General features: G+C 67.6%; 18 protein-coding genes. 10 read left to right on the forward strand and 8 right to left on the reverse strand.

Annotation, left to right across the window (positions count from 1 at the left end; all coding sequences use genetic code 11):
• Positions 1 to 126: 126 nt before the first annotated feature.
• Positions 127 to 2418: an FUSC family protein gene (locus GEM_RS11325; protein WP_014897545.1), complete on the forward strand. Its 2292-nt coding sequence runs from the start codon at positions 127 to 129 to the stop codon at positions 2416 to 2418.
• 299 nt (positions 2419 to 2717) lie between these two features.
• Positions 2718 to 4085 (forward strand): amino acid permease, encoded by a 1368-nt coding sequence (locus tag GEM_RS11330; RefSeq protein ID WP_014897546.1) that lies wholly within the window; start codon positions 2718 to 2720, stop codon positions 4083 to 4085.
• Between the two features lie 164 nt (positions 4086 to 4249).
• Here the strand turns inward: GEM_RS11330 and GEM_RS30915 are convergent, their stop codons facing one another.
• The gene (locus tag GEM_RS30915) at positions 4250 to 4417 is read right to left on the reverse strand and encodes a hypothetical protein (RefSeq protein WP_014897547.1); all 168 of its coding nucleotides are present in this window, start codon (positions 4415 to 4417) and stop codon (positions 4250 to 4252) included.
• Positions 4418 to 4658: 241 nt separating this feature from the next.
• Here GEM_RS30915 and GEM_RS11335 point away from each other — a divergent pair, with 241 nt between their 5' ends.
• From GEM_RS11335 to GEM_RS11345, 3 genes are read left to right on the forward strand one after another with little or no spacing between them, the layout of a single operon-like run.
• Positions 4659 to 5702, forward strand: a complete 1044-nt coding sequence (locus tag GEM_RS11335) for a Fe(3+) ABC transporter substrate-binding protein (RefSeq protein ID WP_014897548.1) — start codon at positions 4659 to 4661, stop codon at positions 5700 to 5702.
• Positions 5692 to 7368 carry an ABC transporter permease gene (locus tag GEM_RS11340; protein ID WP_014897549.1) on the forward strand — a complete coding sequence of 559 codons (1677 nt, stop codon included), beginning with the start codon at positions 5692 to 5694 and terminating at the stop codon, positions 7366 to 7368. Before GEM_RS11335 ends, GEM_RS11340 begins: the two co-directional genes overlap by 11 nt.
• 4 nt (positions 7369 to 7372) lie before the next feature.
• A complete protein-coding gene (locus tag GEM_RS11345) occupies positions 7373 to 8146 on the forward strand; it encodes an ABC transporter ATP-binding protein (protein WP_014897550.1) in 774 nt (257 codons plus the stop codon).
• A gap of 61 nt (positions 8147 to 8207) precedes the next feature.
• Here GEM_RS11345 and GEM_RS11350 read toward each other — a convergent pair whose 3' ends face one another.
• The 4 genes from GEM_RS11350 to GEM_RS11365 form a co-directional block, all read right to left on the reverse strand.
• The gene (locus GEM_RS11350) at positions 8208 to 8678 is read right to left on the reverse strand and encodes an Lrp/AsnC family transcriptional regulator (RefSeq protein WP_011351482.1); all 471 of its coding nucleotides are present in this window, start codon (positions 8676 to 8678) and stop codon (positions 8208 to 8210) included.
• A 284-nt stretch (positions 8679 to 8962) separates the two neighbouring features.
• On the reverse strand, positions 8963 to 9604 hold the full coding sequence (locus GEM_RS11355; protein WP_014897551.1) for an NAD(P)-dependent oxidoreductase: 642 nt from the start codon (positions 9602 to 9604) through the stop codon (positions 8963 to 8965).
• A 137-nt stretch (positions 9605 to 9741) separates the two neighbouring features.
• Positions 9742 to 10197: an Rrf2 family transcriptional regulator gene (locus GEM_RS11360; RefSeq protein WP_014897552.1), complete on the reverse strand. Its 456-nt coding sequence runs from the start codon at positions 10195 to 10197 to the stop codon at positions 9742 to 9744.
• Between the two features lie 92 nt (positions 10198 to 10289).
• On the reverse strand, positions 10290 to 10718 hold the full coding sequence (locus GEM_RS11365) for a hypothetical protein (RefSeq protein WP_014897553.1): 429 nt from the start codon (positions 10716 to 10718) through the stop codon (positions 10290 to 10292).
• Positions 10719 to 10911: 193 nt separating this feature from the next.
• Here GEM_RS11365 and GEM_RS11370 point away from each other — a divergent pair, with 193 nt between their 5' ends.
• The 3 genes from GEM_RS11370 (at position 10912) to GEM_RS11380 (ending at position 14845) form a co-directional block, all read left to right on the forward strand.
• Positions 10912 to 11247 carry a hypothetical protein gene (locus GEM_RS11370; RefSeq protein WP_014897554.1) on the forward strand — a complete coding sequence of 112 codons (336 nt, stop codon included), beginning with the start codon at positions 10912 to 10914 and terminating at the stop codon, positions 11245 to 11247.
• Positions 11248 to 11490: 243 nt separating this feature from the next.
• Complete coding sequence (locus GEM_RS11375) at positions 11491 to 12684, forward strand: ammonium transporter (RefSeq protein ID WP_014897555.1); 1194 nt, start codon at positions 11491 to 11493, stop codon at positions 12682 to 12684.
• Between the two features lie 202 nt (positions 12685 to 12886).
• The gene (locus GEM_RS11380; protein WP_014897556.1) at positions 12887 to 14845 is read left to right on the forward strand and encodes a PhoX family protein; all 1959 of its coding nucleotides are present in this window, start codon (positions 12887 to 12889) and stop codon (positions 14843 to 14845) included.
• A 142-nt stretch (positions 14846 to 14987) separates the two neighbouring features.
• On the opposite strand, the gene GEM_RS11385 is transcribed toward GEM_RS11380, so the two are convergent.
• From GEM_RS11385 to GEM_RS11395, 3 genes are read right to left on the reverse strand one after another with little or no spacing between them, the layout of a single operon-like run.
• Positions 14988 to 15611 carry a type II secretion system protein gene (locus GEM_RS11385; protein WP_014897557.1) on the reverse strand — a complete coding sequence of 208 codons (624 nt, stop codon included), beginning with the start codon at positions 15609 to 15611 and terminating at the stop codon, positions 14988 to 14990.
• The gene (locus GEM_RS11390) at positions 15608 to 16015 is read right to left on the reverse strand and encodes a type IV pilin protein (RefSeq protein WP_014897558.1); all 408 of its coding nucleotides are present in this window, start codon (positions 16013 to 16015) and stop codon (positions 15608 to 15610) included. The genes GEM_RS11385 and GEM_RS11390 overlap by 4 nt, the downstream gene beginning before the upstream one ends.
• A 9-nt stretch (positions 16016 to 16024) precedes the next feature.
• Positions 16025 to 16492, reverse strand: a complete 468-nt coding sequence (locus GEM_RS11395) for a general secretion pathway protein GspG (protein ID WP_272148382.1) — start codon at positions 16490 to 16492, stop codon at positions 16025 to 16027.
• Between GEM_RS11395 and GEM_RS31815 the strand changes: the two genes are divergently transcribed.
• Together GEM_RS31815 and GEM_RS32225 are read left to right on the forward strand one after the other, a co-directional pair.
• Positions 16485 to 16802 carry a hypothetical protein gene (locus GEM_RS31815; RefSeq protein WP_187293248.1) on the forward strand — a complete coding sequence of 106 codons (318 nt, stop codon included), beginning with the start codon at positions 16485 to 16487 and terminating at the stop codon, positions 16800 to 16802. The two genes, GEM_RS11395 and GEM_RS31815, sit on opposite strands and share 8 nt — an antisense overlap.
• 154 nt (positions 16803 to 16956) lie before the next feature.
• A complete protein-coding gene (locus GEM_RS32225) occupies positions 16957 to 17253 on the forward strand; it encodes a DUF4142 domain-containing protein (RefSeq protein ID WP_272148345.1) in 297 nt (98 codons plus the stop codon).
• Positions 17254 to 17325 lie beyond the last annotated feature (72 nt).

Genomic DNA, 17325 nt, shown 5'->3' on the forward strand with positions numbered 1-17325 from the left:
GATAGCAAAAGGGCCGTCGCGAAGCGCATCGTCCGGAAAGCCAGGTTTTGCGGACCGCGAAATACGATAGACTCGTCGCCAGTCAATACGCCGCCCCGGCGTCTTCGTCTGTCATTCAGCCCATCGATGCGCTATTCGGTCGAAATCAGAAAATTTTTCTACAGCCAGTACTTTTTCGGCGGCCTGCGGATCGCGGTCGGCGTGTCGCTGCCGGCCGTGCTGTGCCTGATCGTGTTTCACAACCGGGAGCTCGGCTTCACGATCTCGACCGGCGCGCTCGGCGCGTGCGTCGTCGACATGCCCGGCCCGCTCAAGTACAAGCACAACGAAATGCTCGCGTGCAGCGTGATCGGCTTCCTGGCCGCGCTCGCGACCGGCCTCGCCACGCCGAACATCTTCGCGCTGTGGCTGACGATCGTGCCGCTCACGTTCGTGCTGTCGCTGATCGTCGTCTACGGCAACCGCTGGCCGCAGATCAGCTTCGCGACGCTGTTCATGATGGTAATGACGCTCGAGGAGAAATTCACGCCGCTGCAGGCGTTCATCAACGCCGGCTGGATTCTCGCGGGCGGCCTCTGGTACACCTACTGGGCGACGCTCGTGTCGCAATGGCAGGCACGCCGGATCGAGCAGCAGGCGCTCGCCGAAAGCCTGTTCGCGTGCGCCGACTACCTGCTCGCGCGCGCGCAGTTCTACGATCTCGACGCCGATCTCGACGAGTGCTACCGCAATCTCGTCGCGAAGCAGATCACCGCGGTCGAAACGCAGGAAACCGCGCGCGACATCGTGCTGCGCAACCTGCCGAAGCTGCGCCGCGGCAAGCTCGATCCCGGCCGCACGACGATGTACAACCTGTTCATCAACAGCGTCGACCTGCACGAGCTGTTCGTCGGCGCACACACCGACTACCCGCTCGTGCGCAACACGTTCGGCGGCTCGGACCTGATCATTTTCTACCGCGACCTGATCTGCAAGGCGGCCGCCGATCTCGAGGAGATCGGCCTCGCGGTGCTCGAGAACCGCGCGCCGCATTCGCGGATCAGCGTGAAGGCCGAACTGCGCGCGATCGAGTACGAGATCGAGCTGATGCGCAAGAAGAACTTCGCGGCGAGCAACGCGGAAGCGTATGCGGCGGTGCTCGCGACGTTCCGGCGCATCTGGAGCGCGACGCGCCTGATCGACCGGATGCGCCGCAACCTGTCGGGTCACGCCGACCCGCAGCAGACGGAACTGAAGATCGACAAGGCGCTCACGCGCTTTCTGCAGCGCCGCCGGATGTCGCCGCTCCTGATCTTCTCGAACCTGAACATGCGCTCGCCGAGCTTCCGCCACGCGCTGCGCGTGACGATCGCGGTGGCGGTCGGGTTCTGGCTCGGCCGGCTGCTGCCGCTCACGAACGCATACTGGATCGTGATGACGACCATCATCATCCTGAAGCCCGGCTACTCGCTGACCAAGCAGCGCAACGCGCAGCGTATCGTCGGCACGCTGATCGGCTGCGCGGCGAGCATCGCGCTGATCTACACCGTGAAGTCGCCGCACCTGCTGATCGCGATCATGTTCGGGTCGATGGTGATGAGCTACAGCCTGCTGCTGTTCAACTACGCGGCAAGCGTCGTGTTCACGTCGTCGTACGTGCTGCTGATGTTCCACCTGCTCGCGCCGGGCAGCATGCGGATCATCGGCGAGCGCGCGATCGATACCGTGGTCGGCTGCATGATCGCGATCGCCGCGAGCCGCCTGTTCCCGTACTGGGAATACCGGCTGATGGGCAAGCTCGTCACCGACATGCTGACGTCGACCCGCAAGTATTTCGAGGCCGTGTGGCGCGCCGGGCGCGGCGCGTCGCCGCCGCCGGTGCCGGCCGCCGACGGCGCGGCCGTCGTGCCGGTCGTCGCCGCGGCGATCGAGACGCCCGCCGCCACCCTCGACGACGACTACCGCTACCGCCTCGCGCGCAAGGACGTGCACATCGCGTTCGCGAACCTCGGCCAGGCGTTCCAGCGGATGATGATCGAACCGAAGGCACACCAGCGCTTCGTGCCGGAACTCAACGATCTGCTCGTGCAGACGCACGTGCTCGGCGCGCAGATCACCGCGGCCGCGCCGCTGATCCGCAGCGCATGCACGGCCGACGACAACTTCGTCCGCGACGATGCGCTGCGCCGCGGCCTGTCCGCCGTGCTCGATAACCTCGAGAAGGCGGAAGCCGGCGAGCCGCCGCCGGCCGACCAGCTCGACGCGACGAAACAGCTCACCCGCGACCTCGACGCGATGGTCGTGTCCGCGGAAAAATCCGACGCGGTGGGCGCCGAGCTCACGCACGACCTGAAGGTGCTCGCGCACCAGTGCAAGCAGATGCTCGCGTCGTCGCTGCTGATCCGCAAGGACGCGAGCGTGATCCGGCTGCCCGCATGACCGCATAACGTCGTCCGGCCGCCGCCGGCCGCCCGCGCACGCAGCGGGCCGGCCCGGCGGCGCCCCCCCGTTCCAGCACGCCCCCCGCAGCATGACCCGCCCGCTCCGCACGGCCCGCCCGCACACCGTGCGTTCGCCCCACCCTCGATTCCACCGGTTGCGCCAGTCAGGGAATACCCGATTCCGGTCACATGGCCCGGCTTGTTATCATTCGTTCACATTTAAGTTGTATAGACAACTTGAGCCAACCGGGCCGGCCCTGCTCGCCCGGTCCGTCGCATAACGATATCGGAGACTCGATGAAGAACCTGCAGCGCCACCTGAGCTCGCGGCACATCCGCTTTCTCGCGCTGGGCTCGGCGATCGGCACCGGCCTGTTCTACGGCTCGGCGTCCGCGATCCAGCTCGCGGGCCCCGCCGTGATCCTGGCCTACATCCTGGGCGGCGCGGCCGTCTACATGGTGATGCGCGCGCTCGGCGAGATGGCCGTGCGCGAACCCGTCGCCGGCTCGTTCGGCCACTACGCGACCGAAAACCTCGGCCCGTTTGCCGGCTTCGTCACCGGCTGGACCTACACGCTCGAAATGGTGATCGTCGCGATCGCCGACATCACCGCGTTCGGCATCTACATGGGCTTCTGGTTTCCGGATGTCCCGCAATGGATCTGGGTGCTCGGCGTCGTCGCGGTCATCTGCGGGCTGAACCTGTGCCACGTGAAAGTGTTCGGCGAGCTCGAATTCTGGCTGTCGATCATCAAGGTCGGCGCGATCATCGCGATGATCGGCGGCGGCGTCGCGATCCTGCTGGCCGGCATGCACTTCGGCCATTCGGCCGACGTGCCGACGTTCACGAACCTGTGGAACCACGGCGGCTTCTTGCCGAACGGGATCGGCGGGCTGATCGCGTCGCTGTCGGTCGTGATCTTCGCGTACGGCGGCATCGAGGTTATCGGGATGAGCGCCGGCGAGGCGAAGGACCCGGAGCGCGTGATTCCGCGTGCGATCAACGCGGTGCCCGCGCGCATCCTGCTGTTCTACGTGCTGACGATGGTCGTGCTGATGTCGATCAGCCCGTGGACCAGCGTCGGCAACGACGGCAGCCCGTTCGTGCAGATCTTCTCGGCGCTCGGCGTGAAGTCGGCCGCGACGATCCTCAACCTGGTGGTGATCAGCGCGGCGATTTCGGCGATCAACAGCGACATCTTCGGCGCGGGCCGGATGATGTTCGGGATGGCACGGCAGGGCCAGGCGCCGCGCGTGCTGATGACGACGTCGCGGCACGGCGTGCCGTGGGTCACGGTGCTCGTGATGGCCGGCGCGCTGCTGATCGGCGTGCTGCTCAACTACCTGATGCCGAAGGACGTGTTCCTGGTGGTCGCGGCGATCGCGACGTTCGCGACCGTGTGGGTGTGGCTGATGATCCTGCTGTCGCAGGTCGCGATGCGCCGTCGCCTGTCGCGCGCGGAGGTCGCGGCGCTGAAGTTCAAGGTGCCGCTGTGGCCCGTCGCCCCCGCACTGACGATCGCGTTCATGGGTTTCGTGATCGTGATACTCGGCTGGTTCGAGGACACGCGGGTCGCGCTCTATGTCGGCGCGGCGTGGCTCGTACTGCTCGCGGTCGTGTTCTATGCACGGATCCGCCCGAAGTTTGCGCCTGCGTCACGTTGACGCACGGCTGACCGCTCTGCGCGGCGCGCCGGCTTCGGCGCCCGCGTCTCTCCCGGCACCGGGCGACGCATCGCGCGTCGCCAGCCGTCCTTGGCCGTCCCCCCGCCGTTCCTGAGCGTCGCTCACGGCCCAACCGGGCCGCTGAGCGATCGCGCACGTCAGCGTCAGTGCGACGCGGCGCTCGCGCTCGCGGCCTCGGCCGGATGGGCCTCGTCGTACGCGCGCTTCTGCGAGATCGCGTTGTACAGGATCGTCCCGATCACGAGCAGCACGGCCACGACGATCAGGATGCTCACGTTGCGGACAGGGTTCTTCTTGCGCTGATCGTTCATGGTCGGTGCGGCTCCGTCAAATTCGTTGAAGCGGGCATTCTACGCGCTTGCGCACGCGCTGCGACGCCCCGTTGCGCGCGCTCCTCCCGTCTTCCTCGCCGCATTCCGCAAGCTTTCATTTGATAATCATTCCCATTCCGATCTAGAATCCGAAATCTTTCGCTTTGTAATGTTTCGGGTCGCTCGGGCGGCAGGCACGCCCCGGAACACCTCTTCGTCCGCCTGCCTCACCGGAGTCTCCATGTCGAATCCGCGCACCCGCCTGCTGCCGCTCGCCGGCGCCCTCGCCCTTGCCGCCGCCGCGTTCGCGCCGCTTGCCCAGGCGGCCGAGGAGGTGAGCCTGTACACCACCCGCGAACCGAAGCTGATCCAGCCGCTGATCGATGCGTTCACGAAGCAGAGCAGCATCAAGGTCAACACGGTGTTCGTGAAGGACGGCCTGCTCGAGCGCGTGAAGGCCGAAGGCGCGCAGTCGCCGGCCGACGTGCTGATGACGGTTGACATCGGCAACCTGCTCGACCTGGTCGACGGCGGGCTCGCGCAGCCGGTGCGTTCGAAGGTGCTCGACGACGCGATTCCCGCGAACCTGCGGGGCGCGCAGGGCGACTGGTACGCGCTGTCGCTGCGCGATCGCGTGCTGTACGTGGAAAAGGACCTGAAGGTCGACGCGTTCCGCTACGAGGATCTCGCCGATCCGAAATGGAAGGGCAAGGTCTGCATCCGCTCGGGGCAGCATCCGTACAACACGGCACTCGTCGCGGCGATGATCGCGCACGACGGCGAAGCCGCGACCGAAAAGTGGCTGCGTGGCGTGAAGGCGAACCTCGCGCGCAAGGCGACGGGCGGCGACCGCGACGTCGCGCGCGACATCCTCGGCGGCATCTGCGACGTCGGTCTCGCGAACGCGTACTACGTCGGCCACATGAAGAACGCGGAAGCCGGCACCGATGCGCGCAAGTGGGGCGACGCGATCAAGGTCGTGCGGCCGACGTTCGCGAACGCGAAGAGCGGCGGCACGCACGTGAACATCAGCGGCGCGACGGTCGCGAAGCACGCGCCGCACAAGGCCAACGCGGTGAAGCTGCTCGAATACCTGGTGTCGCCGGAAGCGCAGGCGCTGTATGCGCAGGCCAACTACGAATACCCGGTGCGCGCGAACGTGAAGCTCGATCCGGTGATCGCGAGCTTCGGCACGCTGAAGGTCGATCCGCTGCCGCTGGCGGACATCGCGAAGCATCGCAAGGCGGCCAGCCAGCTCGTCGACCGGGTCGGCTTTGACAACTGATGCACCGTCCGTCCGCGCGCGCCGCCAGCCGTTCCGCCTGCGCGCGGGCAGCCTCTGGCTGAGCGCGGCCGTCGCGATCGCCGCGGCGGTCGCGGCGCCGCTCGTGGTGCTGGTCGCCGCCGCGTTCGGCGCGGATCTCGCGCACTGGCGCCATCTCGGCGAATTCGTGCTGCCGCAGGCGCTCGCGAATACGCTGCTGTTGCTCGCGGGCGTCGGCGCGATCGTGTCGGTGGTCGGCACCGGCTGCGCGTGGCTCGTCACCGCCTACGACTTTCCCGGCCGCCGGATGCTGACCTGGGCGCTGCTGCTGCCGCTCGCGGTGCCCACCTATATCGTCGCGTTCGCGTATCTCGACCTGCTCCACCCGATCGGCCCCGTGCAGGGAGCGGTCCGCTGGCTGCTCGGCTTCGACAGCCCGCGTCAGTTCCGTCTGCCCGACCTGCGCTCGCTGCCCGGCGCGATTTTCGTGCTCGGCTTCGTGCTGTATCCGTATGTCTACCTGAGCACGCGCGCGATGTTCGTCACGCAGTCCGCGAGCCTGCTCGAAGCCGCGCGCACGCTCGGCGCGGGACGCATCGCGACGTTCTGGCGCGTCGTCGTGCCGCTCGCGCGGCCCGCGATCGCGGTCGGCATGAGCCTCGCGCTGCTCGAAACGCTGAATGACATCGGCGCGTCGGAATTCCTCGGCGTGCAGACGCTGACCGTGTCGGTCTACACCACGTGGATCACGCGCTCCGATCTCGCAGGCGCCGCGCAGATCGCGCTCGCGATGCTCGCGATCGTCGTCGGCATGATCGTGCTCGAACGCTACGGACGCCGCCGCCAGCGCTACGCGCATGGCCGGCGCATGCGGCCGATCGCACCGCGCCGGTTGACGGGCGCGGCCGCGTGGAGCGCCGCCGCGCTGGGCTGGCTGCCCGTGCTGCTCGGCTTCGGCGCGCCGGCCGCGTACCTCGCGGTCGAGACCGGCAAGCGGCTGCATCTCGTCGGCGGCGTCTCCGCGCAGTTGCTCACCGGACTCACGCACACGCTGACGATCGCCGCCGCCGCGACCGTCGCAACGCTTGCGTGCGGACTCGTCGTCGCGTGGGCGGCCCGCGCGCAGCGCGACAGCGCGCGGGCGGGCCCGGCCCGTCTGTGCGCACGGCTCGCGAGCCTCGGCTACGCGGTGCCGGGCACCGTGCTCGCGATCGGCCTGCTGATCCCGTTCGCCGCGGCCGACCGGCTGCTCGGCGCGGCGCTCGGCCGCGACGGACTGCTGCTGATGGGGTCGGCGGCCGCGCTCGTGATCGCGTACACCGTGCGCTTTCTCGCGATCTCGGCCGGCAGCATCGAGGCCGGCCTCGCGCGCATTCCGCCGTCGCTCGAGCAAGCGGCACGCTCGCTCGGCGAGACGGCCGGCGGCACGCTGCGCCGCGTGCACCTGCCGCTGCTGCGGCCCGCGCTCACGACGAGCGCGCTGCTGGTGTTCGTCGACGCGATGAAGGAGCTGCCGGCGACGCTGCTGCTGCGCCCGCTGAATTTCGACACGCTCGCGACTTGGCTGTATGCGGAAGCCGCGCGCGGCACCTACGAGGAAGGCGCGGTCGCCGCGCTCGCGATCGTGCTGGCCGGGCTCGTGCCCGTGATCCTGCTCGCCCGCACCCGCCACAAGATCGGAGCCTGACACCGTGAACCTGCTCGAACTCGACAACCTCTGCGTCGCCTACGACACGCCGCACGGCCGCCGCACGGTGGTCGACGGGCTGAGCCTCGCGCTGCCGCGCGGCGACATCGGCTGCCTGCTCGGCGCGTCCGGCTGCGGCAAGACCACCGTGCTGCGCGCGATCGCGGGCTTCGAGCCCGTGCGCACGGGGCGCATCGTGCTGGACGGCTCGCCCGTCGCGGCGCCGTCGCTCGACGTGCCGCCCGAGCGTCGGCGCATCGGGATGATGTTCCAGGACTATGCGCTGTTCCCGCACCTGAGCGCGGCCGACAACGTCGCTTTCGGGCTGCGGCGCATGCCGAAGGCCGAACGCCGCACCCGCACCGCGGACCTGCTCGAACTCGTCGGCCTCGCCGATTCTGGCGGCGCCTATCCGCACGAACTGTCGGGCGGCCAGCAGCAGCGCGTCGCGCTCGCCCGCGCGCTCGCGCCGTCGCCGGAGCTGCTGCTGCTCGACGAGCCGTTCTCGAATCTCGACGTCGATACGCGCGAGCGGCTCGCATTCGAATTGCGCGACATCCTGAAGCGTACCGGTCACACCGCGATCCTCGTCACGCACAACCAGGCGGAAGCGTTCGCGATCGCCGACCGGATCGGCGTGATGAAGGACGGCCAGCTCGCGCAATGGGACACGCCTTACGCGCTGCATCACCATCCGGCCAGCCCGTTCGTCGCGGAGTTCGTGCGCCGCGACGCGCTGGCGGACGAACGTGCGCGCGCACTGGCGCGCGGCCGCTGAACGAGCGCCGGCGGCAAGCGCCGGTGGCGGATGCTCAGCCACGCACCGCCGCGGTCCCGCGCTACGCCGGCTCGGCCAGATCGCGCACCGGCAGCGCGGTCGAATACTTGATCTGCTCCATCGCGAACGACGAACTCACGTCGAACAGCGGCACCGCACGGATCAGTTGCTTGTACACGCGATCGTAATCGTCGATGCCGGCCACCACGACCCGCAGCAGATAGTCGGTCTCGCCGCTCATCCGGTACACCTCGACGACTTCCGGCATGTCTCGCACCGCCTGAGTGAAGCGCTGCGCCCATTCCTCGGTGTGCTGGTTCGTGCGGATCGCGACGAACACGGTCGTGCCGACGCCGAGCTTGCGTGGATCGCACAGTGCGACCTGAGCGCGGATCGCGCCGGTTTCCTTGAGCCGCTGCACGCGCTTCCAGCACGGCGTCTGCGACAGGTTCACGCGCTGCGCGAGCTCCGCGATCGGCAATGTGGCGTCTGCCTGCAACAACTCCAGCAGCTTGCGATCGATGGCATCCATTTACCCAGTCCCTCGTGGATAGAAATTTTTTCTATACATCCTGCATGACGGGGAACAATATGGAAAGCGCCGCCCGGCGTCGACCGGGATAAATACCAATCAGTCATCGAAACATCCGCAACGCACACGATCCCGCTCGCGTCGGCACGGCGGAAATTCGCACACCAGACGAAACAGGCGATTCCGCCCGTCGAGGTGGAATCGCCTGAAGTCACTGCCCGTCACGCCCCGCGCACCGCGCGCGGCGAATGCCCGCGCTGGCGCGCCGCCGGCCGTGATGCCGCTCAATACGCGACCGTCGCGATCTCGCGCACAAAGCTGTGTTGCTCGAGCGCGTCGACGAACGCGACCGCGTAGTCTTCCACCGAGATCTTGCTGTTGCCCTGCGCATCCGCGATCAGCTTGCCGACGCCGGTGCGGAACGTGCCCGTGCGCTCGCCCGGCGCGATCAGTGCGGCCGGTGCGAAGAACGTCCAGTCGAGATCCTCGACCGTTTCCAGATAGCCGAGCGCATCACGGTGCGCAAGCGCGACCGCCTTGTACGCGTCCGGGAAACCTTCGGTATCGACGAGCTGCTTGCCCGGCGCGACTTCGAGCGAACCGGCGCCGCCCACGACGACGAGCCGCTTCACGCCGGCCTGACGCGCGCCGGCCACCAGCGCCTTCGCCGCCGCGACGACCTTCGCGACATCGTCCTGCTTCGGGCCGTACGCGCTGGCGACGACATCGTGACCCGGCAGCGCGGCCGCGATGCTGGCCGCGTCGAACAGGTCGGCCGCCTTCGCGGTGATGCCGTCATCGGCCGTGCCGGGATGGCGCGACAGCGCCGTCACGCGATGGCCGCGGCGCGCGGCTTCCGCGGCGATGCGCGAGCCGATCATGCCGGTGGCGCCGAAGAGTGCGATGTTCAAGGTAGGTTGCGTCATGTCGATTCTCCACAAATAAAAAGTAACTACTACGATTACATATAAGACCGAAAAAAAACGGAGCCGAACTCCGTCGTGCCGGTCGCCGCGCCTGCGCGCCGCCCGGCCTCCTGCCCTGCGCCATCCGTTGCCTGCGCTCATGCGCCCGCGCTTCCTGCCGGCCGGCTGCGGTGCTCCGATTCGAGCACGTCCGCCGTGACGTCGGCGAGCGTGCGCGTGGCAAGCGACGCTTCCATCGCGCGCTGCGCATCGCCGATATAGTCGATCAGCACGCCCTGGATGTGCCGCCCGACGAGGCACGCCGGATTCGGCGCCTCGCGGTGCAACGCGAACAGCTGCGCATCGTCGACCGCGCGATACACGTCGAGCAGCGTGATCTCGCCGGGCTCCCGCGCGAGCAGCGCGCCGCCACCCGCGCCGAGCTGCGACGTGGTCAGCCCCGCGGCCGCCAGCATCGACAGCAGCCGGCGGATCAGCGCCGGATTCGTGTTCACGCTGCCCGCGATGATGTCGGACGACAGCGGCACGCCTTCCTGCATCGACAGCAAGGCAAGCACGTGAACGGCAAACGCGAACCGGCTGCTGGTATTCATTCCTCACTCACTCGGCGACGCCGGCCCGAACCGCAGCCGGCGACAATGTGTAACCACTATAATTACATTTAGCGGATTGCGCAAGCGCGCCGTCACTCGCCGCTGGCGGGCTTCGCGCCGGCGGCATTCTGCTGGCTCCACTGCTGGAGCTTCTTGCCGGCCTCCGAGATCTTCGCGCCGGCTTCGGACGCTGCATGCGCGACCACCGCGGATGCAGCCGCATCGATCTGCGCCTGCGCGGCGGACGCGAGACCGCTCGCGGACAGCGGCGGCACGGCCGATGCCGCCGTCGCGATGCCGGCCTTCGCGGCATTGATCTGCTGGTTGACGGTGCTCGCCACCTGGTCGAGCGCCTTGGCCGCATTGCTCGCGGCGTCGGCAGCCGCGCTCGCGGCCGTATCGGGTTGCGTGGCCGGCGCGCCGGATTTCTCGCAGCCCGCGAGCAACAGCACCGCACCGACGGTCGCGGCCGCCAGCACGGCCCCGGGCACGCCACGTGCCCGCCAAGTATTCATCTTCATCAGCAATCTCCGGCCGCGCGTCGCACGGCCTGAATGGTTGGACCGACGTCGATGATACCGCCTGCGGAACCTGGCCACTGACGACTCGCGATTAAAAATGCCTTTCAATTTCGGATTCGTCTGATTCAATCGCAGGCGTGGCGACACTAAAGTGGACAGGATTCAATCTGCTCCACCCGCTTCCCGCGTATTCATGGCTTTCCTCATCGACTGGTTCATCGCGCTGGCCGCCGTGCTCGCCACCACCCTGCTCCTGTGTCTGCGCTCACCGTCCGCATCGCGCCTGCGCGCGGCCGGGCGCCCGCGCCGTGTCGCGTGCGCGCGCCTGCTCGCCCAGGCGGTGATCGGCTTCTGGACGGCCGCGCTGATCGTCGCGCAAGGCATCCTCGGCGCCGACGGCGACGGCCAGTCGCTTGCGGGCTTCGCGGCGCTCGCGTTCGCCGCGCTCGGGCTCGCGACCGTCGCCACGTACTGGTCGGCGTGCGCGCTGCGGCTGCGCCGGCCGCGCATGCTGTTCGCGCGCCGCTGACGCGCCAGACCGGTGCATCGCGGCGCACCACGCCGCGCATCGCACGCACCAGTCCCGCACGCTTCGCACCACGCGCGTGCACCGGCTGCAACACCCCGGCCGCGCACGGCCTGCCCCGCAACCGTGCACGTTTCACCGGAATGCCGCACCGCACGGCCCTCCGCACCAATTCCACGCAATCGCTCCCCAAGTTGGCTCGATACTTGCGTTCCTTGCCCGATTTTTGCGCAAGGAAGCCACGGCATGGATGGTCTGAAATCCGGCGTCGATACACTGTTCCTGTTGATCGGCGCCGTCATGGTGCTCGCGATGCACGCGGGCTTTGCATTCCTCGAACTCGGCACGGTCCGCAAGAAGAACCAGGTCAACGCGCTCGTGAAGATCCTGGTCGACTTCTCGGTGTCGACCCTCGCGTACTTCTTCATCGGCTACACGATCGCGTACGGCGTCGAGTTCTTCGACGACATCGGCACGCTGTCGCAGCACAGCGGCTACGCACTCGTGCGCTTCTTCTTCCTGCTGACGTTCGCGGCGGCGATCCCGGCGATCGTGTCCGGCGGCATCGCGGAACGCGCGAAATTCAACCCGCAGTTGGTCGCGACGCTGATCATCGTCGGCTTCATCTATCCGTTCTTCGAAGGGATCGCATGGAACGACCGCTTCGGCGTGCAGGACTGGCTCACGCATGCATTCGGCGCGCCGTTCCACGATTTCGCGGGCTCGGTCGTCGTGCACGCATTCGGCGGCTGGGTCGCGCTGCCGGCCGTGCTGCTGCTCGGCGCGCGCCACGGCCGCTATGCGAAGGACGGCCGGATCGCCGCGCATCCGCCGTCGAACATCCCGTTCCTCGCACTCGGCGCGTGGGTGCTCGCGGTCGGCTGGTTCGGCTTCAACGTGATGAGCGCGCAGACCCTCGACAAGATCAGCGGCCTCGTCGCCGTGAACTCGCTGATGGCGATGGTCGGCGGCACGCTCGCCGCGTGGATGGCGGGCCGCAACGATCCCGGCTTCACGTACAACGGCCCGCTCGCAGGCCTCGTCGCAGTCTGCGCGGGTTCCGACGTGATGCCCCCGATCGGCGCGCTCGTCACGGGTGCCGCGGCCGGCGCGCTGTTCGTCGCGATGTTCACCTGCGTGCAGAACAAGTGGCGCATCGACGACGTGCTCGGCGTGTGGCCGCTGCACGGCATGTGCGGCGCGCTCGGCGGCCTCGCGGCCGGCGTGTTCGGCGTGCCCGCGCTCGGCGGCCTTGGCGGCGTGTCGTTCATGTCGCAGCTCATCGGCACGCTCGGCGGCATCGTGATCGCCACCGCGGGCGGCGCGCTCGTGTACGGCGCGCTGAAGGCGACCGTCGGCCTGCGCCTCGATCGCGAAGCCGAATTCGACGGCGCCGACCTGTCGATCCATCGCATCTCGGCGACGCCCGAACGCGACTGAACACGACCTGGCACGATCGATCCTGCGACGGGCGTCCGGCACTACACCTGACGGATGCCCGACGCATCATTACGGTTTCAATTCAAAAAACTTTCATCTAGCATCCCTACACTTCCGTCCAGTTTTCAATATGCCTTCACGAAGCTTGCCGATCGCCTGCTTCGCGAAGGCCATTCTTCCAACAACCGAAACTGGACTCCACATGCCCGCGTTGCCCAATGCTTCCCGTCGTCAAGCCCTGAAGATTCTCGCCGGCGCGCCCATGCTGCCGCTCTCCGGCCTCGCGCTGCCGGCACTGCTGACGGGCTGCGGCGGCGACGACAATCCGGCGGCAACGCCTGCCGCCGCTGCATTCACGTCGGCGGCGTTCTCGGCGATGGCCGCGCCCACGCTCGACAACGCGGCCGCGATGGCCACGACGACGGTCGGCTCCACGCTGGCGGTGTCGTTCTCCGACGGCTCGTCGCGCAACTTCAAGCTCGCGTACCGGCCGTTCTTCGTGACGGGCGACCTGGTGCCGGACGGCAAGGGCGGCACGACGCTCGCGGGCGGCTACTACGACATCAACAACCAGCCGATCATCGACCGCTCGGTGGCCGGCAAGGAGCGCCAGTTCTATTCCGACTGCCCGGACGGCAGCTCGCTGCTGACGCTGAAGAACGCGAACGTGGCCGGCGTGAAGGGCAACACGGTGTTCGCGGTCGTGCAGTTCGAATACACGACGCGCGACCAGGCGAGCGCGTCGCAGTACGGCCAGCTGCCGTCGCCGATCGCGGTGCTCACGCTCGACCAGGATCCGGCGAGCGGCGCGCTGAAGGTCGTCAAGTACCACAACGTCGACACGTCGAAGGCGCACGGCCTGTGGATCACCTGCGGCGCGAGCCTGTCGCCGTGGGGCACGCACCTGTCGAGCGAGGAATACGAGCCGGACGCGACGAAGGCCGCGACCGACGCGCAGTTCAAGGCATTCAGCAAGAACACGTTCGGCGACGAGACGAAGGCGAACCCCTACCACTACGGTCATCTGCCGGAGATCACGGTGAACCCGGACGGCACGGGCACGGTGAAGAAGCACTACTGCCTCGGCCGCATCTCGCACGAGCTGATCCAGGTGATGCCGGACCAGCGCACCGTGATGATGGGTGACGACGCCACCAACGGCGGCCTGTTCATGTTCGTCGCCGACAAGGCCGCCGACCTGTCGGCCGGCACGCTGTTCGTCGCGAAGTGGACGCAGACGTCGTCGGCCGGCGCAGGTAGCGCGACGCTCACGTGGCTCAAGATCGGCCACGCGACGAGCAACGAGATCGAGACGCTCGCGAACACGCTGAAGGCGTCGGACATCATGGACCTGACGACGACCGACCCGAACGACGCGAGCTACACGAAGATCCACTTCGGCGGCAAGTTCAACTGGATGCGCGTGAAGCCCGGGATGGAAAAGGCGGCCGCGTTCCTCGAGACGCACCGCTATGCGGCGCTGATCGGCGGCAGCATGGCGTTCACGAAGCTCGAAGGCACGACGGTCGACGCGAAGGACAAGATCGTCTACACGGCGATGTCGCGGATCGAGACGTCGATGGTCAAGGGCAATGCGGTGTCGCGCGACGTCGCGGTGGACAAGAAGATCGCCGCGGGCGCCGTCTACGCGCTGAACCTGAAGGCCGGCCAGCGCGACACGTCGGGCGGCGCGATCGACAGCGAGTGGGTGCCGGTCGACATGGGCGCACCGGCCGCGCTCGTCGGCGAGGACCTCGCCGCGGCCGATGCGCTCGGCAACCTCGCGAACCCGGACAAGATCGCGAACCCCGACAACCTGAAGTTCTCCGAGAAGCTGCGCACGCTCTTCATCGGCGAAGACTCGGGCATGCACGTGAACAACTTCCTGTGGGCGTACAACGTCGACACGAAAGCGCTCACGCGCGTGCTGTCGTGCCCGGCCGGCGCCGAATCGACGGGCCTGCACGCGGTCGACGAGATCAACGGCTGGACCTACATCATGAGCAACTTCCAGCACGCGGGCGACTGGGAGTCGCCGCTGCACGACAAGGTCAAGCCGACGCTCGATCCGCTCGTGCGCGCGAACTTCAAGGACCGCTTCGGCGCAAGCGTCGGCTACCTGACGGCCGAGCCGACCAGCATCAAGCTCGCGAAGGCCTGACCGGTCCATCGGGGCGCGCTGCGCCTCGCTTCTTCGTCACGTTTCATTCGTCGGCGCTCCACGCCGGTTTATGCGCGATGCCCATTGCGGGCGTCGCGCTTTTTTTTGCGCGCGGTCGGCGTCGCGCGTTGCCGAACACGCGTCAATGCAGGCCGCCCGGCAGCTGTCCGGGCAGCGAGCCGCCCGGAAACCCGGACAGGCTCGGCGCACTGGCCGGCCGCGCCGGCACGGCCGCCGACGCTGCGTCGACCGGCGCGGCCAGCCCCGGTGCGAGGTACAGGAACTTCCATTGCCGATAGGTTTCGACGCCCTCGAAGTCCAGATAGCGCTGCGGGAATCCCGCGCGCTTGATCGTCGCGCCATCCGAGCTGCTGGATACGCCGTAGAACCGGTCGGCCCGCCACAGGAACGACCAGTCGTTCTTGCCGCTGACCGGATCCGGATACGCGCGGCGCAGATGATGCATGGGCTTCGCGAAGCGGGTATCGTCCAGCAGGTCGTCGACCGTTTGCGGGTACGCGCGCGCGAGACGGTAGTACCCGATAATGGACCTCCGGTACTGGTCGCCGACGAACAGCAATTGCCGCTCCTGTTCGCGGCGCCGCTGCAGCGACCAGACATCGAGCGCGCCGGCCAGCGCGATCGACATCAGCATCAGCGCGATCAGCAGCGCGAGCAGCACGAGCCCGCGCTGCCGCCCGCCGCGCAGGCGGGCATGCATCGCACGCGTGCGTGCGATCCCCGCGGCGCGGCCGGACCGGCTCATTTCGCCGCTCCGCCCGCGCCCGCCGGTCCCGCCACAGCCGGCGGCGCGCCTTGCGCACTGCTCGCGGGCCCCACGTCGTAGACGCCCTGCTGGGTCTCGTCCGGCGATGCGATCGTCGCCCATTTGTCGTCGCCATTCACCGGATCGACCGGCACCGCACGCAAATAGTGCTTCGCGACCAGTTCGTCGAGCGTCTCGGGGTATTGCCCGTTGTCACCGTAATACTGGTCGATCGCATTGCGCATCACCGCGAGGTTCTGCCGCCGCACCTGTTCCTTGCCGCGCTCGATGCTGTGCATGTAGCGCGGCACGGCCAACGTCAGAAGCAGCCCGATGATGGCCATCACGACCACGATTTCGATCAGCGTAAAGCCGCGGATCCTGCGCATGCGAGCGGGTTTCATGATGAACCGTCACCATTGTTTGTACGGAATGCCGTTGATGCCGACGCGGGCGGATTTCGAGGTCACGTCGAACACGTCCTTGCCGGCCTCCATGCCGGCGGGGGCCGCGTCGGCCGCCGGGTCCGGCGGCGTGCCGTACGCGCGCACGTCCCAGGTGTCCTCGGCGGGCGTATCGGGATCGCCGGTGAAGAACGGATCGCGCGGCACCCGGCGCAGGAACATCACCAGGCCGCCCTTCGGGTCGCGGGCGTTCTTCACGCCCGTCACCAGCACGGTCAGCGACGGCGGATAGCCGGACGCTTCCGCCTCCTTGTCGATCTGCCCCGCATCGCACGCGTCCTTGTACGCATCGAGCGCAGTGCGGATCTCACGCAACGCGGCGCTCAGCTCCTGCTCCTTCTGACGCTGCACGATCAGTTCGGAAAACGGCATGATCGCGAGCGCGAGGATCGACACGAGCGCGAGCGTGATGACCATCTCGATCAACGTGAAGCCGCGCCGGCCGATGCGGCCGACGCGCGTCGCTGCGTTGCGGGCGGCCACGGCTCACTTCCCGACCGGGCGAAGCGGGTTTTCGCTCGGGATATCGCCCGCCGGCATCTGCAGCGTCGGGGGTGGCGCCGCCGGCGCGGCGGCCGCCGCGGCAGCCGGCTCGGCCGGTGCCGGCGACGCAACCGGCGTCACGGTGGTGCCCGCTGCGGGCGCCACTTCATTGCCCGTCGCCCGGCTGGATCAACAGCTGCGGCGCGAGAAGGCTGGGCATCACGCCCGTCACACCGAACAGTAAACCGCGCACGGTTCCCTATATCCCAAGACAACCGAGAACCTTGGGGAGCCATTTGATGAACATAGACAGATGTCCATATCTTCGCATTCAGCACGGTGACAGAGGCGTTTTTTTCGTGACCCTACTTGATCACGGCGGAAATTGGTGAGTTGGATTGGCGCAGAACCTTCAGTCGTGGACCGAGGGCGATGATCGATTTGTTTTCATTGGTCTGGAGAAATCACATGACATTCATAAACAATTTGGGCGGTTTGGCATTGCTTTTCACTCCCCGCTGGTCCGCCCCTGCGCAAGGACGCAATGGACAGACCCGCAGATCGCCGGATTTGTGGGTACGTCCAACCAGTTCGACATGCAGGCCGGGACCCTGGCGGAAAACAAAACACATACGCAACCCCCCAAAAGCTCAGGAGAGTCAATGGTCACCGATCACACCAAAGTGAACAAATGATCATGTTGCCCGGCGACCAGGCTGAACTTGAAACCCGAAACCATCGCGACGATCGACCCCGTTAAGAAAGAG

The sequence above is a fragment of the Burkholderia cepacia GG4 genome (assembly GCF_000292915.1).
Taxonomy (GTDB): domain Bacteria; phylum Pseudomonadota; class Gammaproteobacteria; order Burkholderiales; family Burkholderiaceae; genus Burkholderia; species Burkholderia cepacia_D.

Excerpts from the sequence above, each read along its gene's own strand:
- GEM_RS11350 (WP_011351482.1), bottom strand. The coding sequence starts at position 8,678 with ATGGATGCCATCGATCGCAAGCTGCTGGAGTTGTTGCAGGCAGACGCC.
- GEM_RS11335 (WP_014897548.1), top strand. The coding sequence starts at position 4,659 with ATGTCGAATCCGCGCACCCGCCTGCTGCCGCTCGCCGGCGCCCTCGCC.
- GEM_RS11370 (WP_014897554.1), top strand. The coding sequence starts at position 10,912 with ATGGCTTTCCTCATCGACTGGTTCATCGCGCTGGCCGCCGTGCTCGCC.
- GEM_RS30915 (WP_014897547.1), bottom strand. The coding sequence starts at position 4,417 with ATGAACGATCAGCGCAAGAAGAACCCTGTCCGCAACGTGAGCATCCTG.
- GEM_RS11325 (WP_014897545.1), top strand. The coding sequence starts at position 127 with ATGCGCTATTCGGTCGAAATCAGAAAATTTTTCTACAGCCAGTACTTT.
- GEM_RS11385 (WP_014897557.1), bottom strand. The coding sequence starts at position 15,611 with ATGAGCCGGTCCGGCCGCGCCGCGGGGATCGCACGCACGCGTGCGATG.
- GEM_RS11355 (WP_014897551.1), bottom strand. The coding sequence starts at position 9,604 with ATGACGCAACCTACCTTGAACATCGCACTCTTCGGCGCCACCGGCATG.
- GEM_RS11360 (WP_014897552.1), bottom strand. The coding sequence starts at position 10,197 with ATGAATACCAGCAGCCGGTTCGCGTTTGCCGTTCACGTGCTTGCCTTG.
- GEM_RS11390 (WP_014897558.1), bottom strand. The coding sequence starts at position 16,015 with ATGAAACCCGCTCGCATGCGCAGGATCCGCGGCTTTACGCTGATCGAA.
- GEM_RS11395 (WP_272148382.1), bottom strand. The coding sequence starts at position 16,492 with ATGGTCATCACGCTCGCGCTCGTGTCGATCCTCGCGCTCGCGATCATG.
- GEM_RS11330 (WP_014897546.1), top strand. The coding sequence starts at position 2,718 with ATGAAGAACCTGCAGCGCCACCTGAGCTCGCGGCACATCCGCTTTCTC.
- GEM_RS11375 (WP_014897555.1), top strand. The coding sequence starts at position 11,491 with ATGGATGGTCTGAAATCCGGCGTCGATACACTGTTCCTGTTGATCGGC.
- GEM_RS11365 (WP_014897553.1), bottom strand. The coding sequence starts at position 10,718 with ATGAAGATGAATACTTGGCGGGCACGTGGCGTGCCCGGGGCCGTGCTG.
- GEM_RS31815 (WP_187293248.1), top strand. The coding sequence starts at position 16,485 with ATGACCATCTCGATCAACGTGAAGCCGCGCCGGCCGATGCGGCCGACG.
- GEM_RS11380 (WP_014897556.1), top strand. The coding sequence starts at position 12,887 with ATGCCCGCGTTGCCCAATGCTTCCCGTCGTCAAGCCCTGAAGATTCTC.